This window comes from Neisseria sp. HMSC31F04 (assembly GCF_001807735.1).
GTDB lineage: Bacteria > Pseudomonadota > Gammaproteobacteria > Burkholderiales > Neisseriaceae > Neisseria > Neisseria elongata.
The window spans coordinates 1-4,128 of sequence record NZ_KV790829.1; the positions used below are offsets into that span (position 1 = coordinate 1).

General features: G+C 56.8%; 6 protein-coding genes and 1 pseudogene. 1 reads left to right on the top strand and 6 read right to left on the bottom strand.

Annotated elements, in window-relative coordinates; translation table 11 throughout:
• The 6 genes and pseudogenes from HMPREF3107_RS09990 to HMPREF3107_RS10015 all read right to left on the bottom strand — a co-directional run.
• Positions 1 to 746: baseplate J/gp47 family protein (locus HMPREF3107_RS09990; RefSeq protein WP_070455183.1), on the bottom strand; the 746-nt coding region annotated here is incomplete at its 3' end.
• A complete protein-coding gene (locus HMPREF3107_RS09995) occupies positions 743 to 1,096 on the bottom strand; it encodes a phage GP46 family protein (protein ID WP_070455184.1) in 354 nt (117 codons plus the stop codon). The genes HMPREF3107_RS09990 and HMPREF3107_RS09995, both read right to left, overlap by 4 nt.
• A 57-nt stretch (positions 1,097 to 1,153) precedes the next feature.
• Positions 1,154 to 1,573 carry a phage baseplate assembly protein V gene (locus tag HMPREF3107_RS10000; RefSeq protein WP_371327484.1) on the bottom strand — a complete coding sequence of 140 codons (420 nt, stop codon included), beginning with the start codon at positions 1,571 to 1,573 and terminating at the stop codon, positions 1,154 to 1,156.
• A 10-nt stretch (positions 1,574 to 1,583) separates the two neighbouring features.
• Positions 1,584 to 2,120, bottom strand: a complete 537-nt coding sequence (locus HMPREF3107_RS10005; protein WP_070455185.1) for a phage portal protein family protein — start codon at positions 2,118 to 2,120, stop codon at positions 1,584 to 1,586.
• Between the two features lie 85 nt (positions 2,121 to 2,205).
• Positions 2,206 to 2,988, bottom strand: a pseudogene (gene terL, locus HMPREF3107_RS12635) (phage terminase large subunit); the annotation flags it as partial.
• Positions 2,989 to 3,228: 240 nt separating this feature from the next.
• The gene (locus HMPREF3107_RS10015; protein WP_070455186.1) at positions 3,229 to 3,507 is read right to left on the bottom strand and encodes a helix-turn-helix domain-containing protein; all 279 of its coding nucleotides are present in this window, start codon (positions 3,505 to 3,507) and stop codon (positions 3,229 to 3,231) included.
• A gap of 205 nt (positions 3,508 to 3,712) precedes the next feature.
• Between HMPREF3107_RS10015 and HMPREF3107_RS10020 the strand changes: the two genes are divergently transcribed.
• Positions 3,713 to 4,128: helix-turn-helix domain-containing protein (locus HMPREF3107_RS10020; RefSeq protein WP_141742876.1), on the top strand; the 416-nt coding region annotated here is incomplete at its 3' end.

The following is a 4,128-nucleotide window of genomic DNA, read 5'->3' on the forward strand; positions in this document are numbered from 1 at the left end:
CGTGGTGTTCGCAGTTTCGGCACTCTGGGTGCGCGCACCACATCGGGCGAGGGCAGGCCGGAAGCGGTGAGGATGGCCACGTCTACCGTGCCCAAACCGCGACGCAGCGGATACACAAATGCCGCCTCTACCCCCGGTACGTCCATTGCCCAGCGGTAATAGTCGTAGGCATTACCGCCGGCGGGCGGCTGGCGTAAACGCGACAGCAGCCTGTCTAACAGCGCGGCATCGCTCTCGATATCGGTGCCGCCCACCATGCTGGTGAGCACGGCATCTGCCTCAATGCCGGCAGGCGGGCTTTGCAGTTTGGCCGGGGTATTGTCCGGCTGATTGCCGGCGGCACCGGTGCTCAGGCAGTGGCAGGCAATCAATGCCTGACCGCTGCTGTCGGTTTGGCCGGCGGCAGAAGTCTGATAGGCGATGTCGCCTACTTGGGTGACTAGCCCGACAGGCAGCACGGTATTGGGCGCGCCGCTGATGCGGATGCTGCCCGCCGCTGCGGCAGCCGCTTTGCGCCAAATGCGATACATGGCGCAATGGCGCTCCAAATAGGCGGTGTCCGCCGTATCGGCAAACACCTGCCGCAAAATCCACTCTTGATGCTGGTATTGCCCCTCGGCCAGTGCGGCCAAAGCGGTGGCGCGGGCGTAATTGTCGCTGCCGGGATGGGTGTGGGCGGCAGGCTGCTGGTTGCTCAAATCGCGCAGGTAGTCGCTGCGCAGTTGCTCAAAGTTTTTGGTTTTCATGCCAGCCGCACCTCGTGGATTAAATTCAAACTCCGGCCGCTTGCATCCACCGCCGCAATATCCAGCCGCAGCCAGCCGCGCCGTGCCAAAGAGGCAGCCACATTGATGCGGCGGGCGCGGCTGGCATCCAAAATAGGTTGCAAGGCTTGCTCGGCGTATTGCTTGGCCAGCACCGCCATGCGCGGCAGGTCTTTCATGCGGCGCAATTCGTGCAGGCGGCTGCCTAATGCAGGTTCGGCCCAGTAGCTGCCCAGCGGGGTAACCAGCCGCACATAGACTTCGTTTTCGATCCCTTGCGCGGATTGGTTGGGCTGGTAGTCGCCGGTGGTGGGGTTAAGTAAAGCGTCCATAACCGCATTATGGGTTATGGACGCCGGGGGAACTGCTTGAGGGGTTTCAGGGGTAGCCTAAATAGGGGCGGTGGTGGTACCGCCGCTGTCGCCGGGATGGGTGTGCGTTACCACTGATTTGCCGGAGGCTACCACGTCGCCGTCAGTGGTGTAGCTGCCGCCGGTTTGGCGCACATCGCCGCTAAACGTCGCGCCGTTGCCGCCTTGAATCGCCATGCCGCCGTTGCCGTTGATTTGCCCGGCGGCGGTGATTTGCTCGCTGCAATTGACATTGGGCGCCTCAACATTGACCCCGCCCGGCGCTTTGATGTTGAGCACTTGGCAGTCGATATCGATAATGCGGCCTTTTTTAAGCACGATTTTGGCGCCGTCGGCGTTGTACACCGCAGTCTCGCCCTCTTGCAGGTTGGTGATGCGGTAGGCACCGTTGCAGGTATTGACGACGATGCCGTGGCTGGTCTGGCCGCCCAAGGGCAATACAATGCAGTCACTGCCGGCAGGCGGATGGCCGGTGAAACCAACCCTGCGGGCGGTGGATAAACTTGGCCGGCAGCCATAAGCCGTCCACCTGCTGCCAGCTGATTTCCACCGCGGCGAAGCCGTGGCCGAGCGCATCCAGCAGGTCAAACAGCAGCGCCTCAAAGTCCGGCAGGCCGTAGAGCCAGCCCGCCACCTCTTCCGCCAGCTGCCGCCCGGCCTCATCGGCATTTTTCGGAGCGGATACCCGCCAATCCAAGCCGGTCAAAGCGCGTTTGCGCTTGCTCATCTCGGCAAAGATGTGGCCGTCTTTTTCCTCCATATCGGCAAACAATTCCGACTGCGCCGTGATGTCGCCGTCTTCCGCCCCTTCTAAAATCTGGTGCAGCTTCTGCGGCGTCAACCCCTTGCTCGGATGCTCGCCGATGGTGCCGCGGGCTTTGGCCAGCTGCGCGGTCTGCTCGCCCTTGCGCGGTGCTTTCGGCGCAGGCTCAGTGCTGCCTGTAATAGCGGATAAAACGGCGGTAAAACGGGATTTGATAGACATAATTAAGCGGCAAGATGCAGTTAATCTTGCCGCTATTGTCAGATGTAAGGCCGTCTGAAACCGTTTGAGCCGCCTCAGCGGGTTGTTACCAAGCGCCGCGTCCGAAAGTCAGCACCCCGTTACTGTCGTTATGGCGCGGTACGGCGGTATAGTCAATCGCACCGAAGCCGCTTTGTGCCAGCATCCACAGCATATGTAGCGCATCCGGGCCGTCGTCATGGTCGGCCATCGGGAAATGCCGCAGCTGTTGGATCAGCGTGCTTTGGCTGGCGTGCAGGCGGATGAGGCCGTTGGCCATATGCGGTTGCAGGCTCTCAATCCTCAGCAGCTTATCCGCCACCGGCTTGATGCCGCGCGCCGGAATCGGCACGCCCACCGCCGCGCCGCGTTTCACCAGCTCTGTTTTTAAAAACTCTTGAAACTGTACCGTCTCGATGCCCCACAGCAGGCAACGGTATTGCCGTTGCAGGGCGATAATGTCCTCAATGATGCGGTCGGGCAGGCGTTTTTTAATCTGCGCCTCCACCACATCCAGCACGCCGGTGCGCTTGTTAAAACCGCCCACCAGCAGCGCCGACGGGTCTCGGCTCGCACCGGCCTTGCCCAAACTCGGGTCGCAGGCGCCGAAAAACAGCCACTCGTTATCGCGCTGTACCCAAAAATGCAGGCTGTTGGCAAACGGTGCGGCATCGCCGGACACCGGGTCGTTTTGGTATTCGCTATCGAACGCCGCATGCCCCACGCGGGCGCGGATGGTCATCAGCTCCAGTACCCCGCGCGCCGCCCAGCTGGTAATCGCCCCCGCCTCCATTTCCGCGCGGTGGGCGCGGTAAAACGCCAGCGCCATTGCTTTGCCCTCGTTGCGGTATCCGATTGAGAGGTAAAGTGTTATCCAACAGCCAGCGGTAATAAGTTTTAAGCTCTACCCCCATCAGGTCAGCCATCACTTTAGATGGTCGGTGCTGTTCCTTAGCGTGCTGTTTGGCCAGCTCAATCGCATGGTCCAGAGAGGTGGCTTTCGCCTGTCGTCTGGTGGTTCTCATGGTAAAAATTTATCAATCGAGAATTTAAATTCGTGATTTTTTAGCCTGTTATCCGTACAATACATTTATGCATTAACTACACGGTGCAGAACTGGCTGGAAATTGCGTGCCGCATAACGTTGCGGCCAAATTTGTTCAGGCTTCAAACCCAGCGCATCAGCGATAACCCGCTCACTTTTCGGGTAGGGTTTGATGAGCGCGCCGTAAATAGTGGTCGGATGAACATTGGCTTGCTCGGCCAGTGCTCGGATAGTCCAACCCCGTTTTTTCAACGCAGCAATGATGTCGGCGCGGTGCCAATCCAAAGGCTCTGCGGTTACCTGTTGAGCTGTATTTTTTTTCATCTTGAGATACCTATTTTTTGTCAGTTAGGGAATTGACTAGATGTAGGTATTATAGCGTTAAGTTTAAAATTAGCAAGTCTAATTTATATCGTTAAACTTAAAATCTAGGAGATTTTATTAGGTTTAGGTATGAATATATGATTTTAATGATAATTTATTTTAATATTAACGTTATAGTTATTTATAGGCTGAGGTTAGTCTTTGTATGGAGAACTTTAACGTTGAGTTTGCAAAGAGAATGGAGATAGTTGCGAAGAGACTTGGCAGCGTCTCCGAGCTGTGCAGAAGAGTTGATGTGGCATACCCGACAGCGACCAAATGGGTAAAAGAGGGTGCTGAGCCCAGCACCACGAACCTGATTAAAATTGCCGATGCGGCTGGAGTAAATCTGCTTTGGCTTGCTACCGGACAAGGGGCTATGCTCAAAGAAGATAGCGAAGACGGCAAACAACCAGCAGCCTATGATGGCGATCAGTATGCTCAACCTGTTTTGGATACCTTGAATCGACCGGTTGATATTGAAGAGTTCGTATTTATTCCCCGCTACAACGTTAAAGTCTCTGCTGGGCACGGTTATATCGCTGAAGACGAAAAACCAAGATTCACAATGGCTTTTCGGAA